This is a genomic window from Vibrio sp. S12_S33 (assembly GCF_963889785.1).
Taxonomy (GTDB): domain Bacteria; phylum Pseudomonadota; class Gammaproteobacteria; order Enterobacterales; family Vibrionaceae; genus Vibrio; species Vibrio aestuarianus.
The window spans coordinates 1-751 of the sequence record NZ_CAWPQZ010000198.1 but is presented as its reverse complement, the minus strand read 5'-3'; the positions used below and the strand labels follow the sequence as shown (position 1 = coordinate 751).

General features: G+C 42.6%; 1 protein-coding gene. It reads left to right on the top strand.

The genetic code is table 11. The annotated features are described in order from the left end of the window. Positions 1-751 (top strand): hypothetical protein (locus AACW06_RS19830; RefSeq protein ID WP_192076367.1); only part of this gene is annotated, 751 nt, incomplete at both ends.

The following is a 751-nucleotide window of genomic DNA, read 5'->3' as shown; positions in this document are numbered from 1 at the left end:
GATGAGAATATTTCTGCGTCAGGGGAGTTTGCCTTATCTGATACCGATGGAGACATATCAGCCGATGGCTCTGACGCGGTAGGGTTAAGCAGAGATTTCGATTATCGTGACAATCTAGTGTCCCATCGACCTACCGATTTGACGTTTGCTGAAGCGGGTTCCGCTTCAACAACTGCAAATACATCCACGGCAGGAAATCAAACTGCATCACAAACCACCAGCTTGCCTGATGGAAAATATGCGATAGTGTGGGTTGATGCATCGAATGGATGGTCAACGAGAGGTCGTATTTACAATGAAGATGGAACGGCTGCAACGAGTGAATTCTTGATTACTGTTGATGGAAATAACCTAGGAGCTCCACAAGATATTATTACCTTAGCTAATGGGAGTTTTGCTGTGAGCGTGCAGGTTGCACATAACGGAACCTATTATATGGGAGTGGTGATCATTGATGAAAACGGTACGCAGACGTCTGATTTTTATGTTAATAGTTTTGCCTATTTTACCAATATTGATGAAACCTCGGATGGAAATATCGTATCTGTTTATACGACAACTGCCACTACTCCAGCCTCTCTTGTTTTAGAGGTGCACGATCAAAATGGTAATCAAGTTGTAAGCCCCGTTACGATAGATAGTGATTATACGTGGCTTCAATATGCCCAAGTTACTGCATTAAGTAATGGTGATATTGTTGTGGGTTATCGTGATGGTAACGCGGCTGACCATGTTCTCAAAATATATTCTT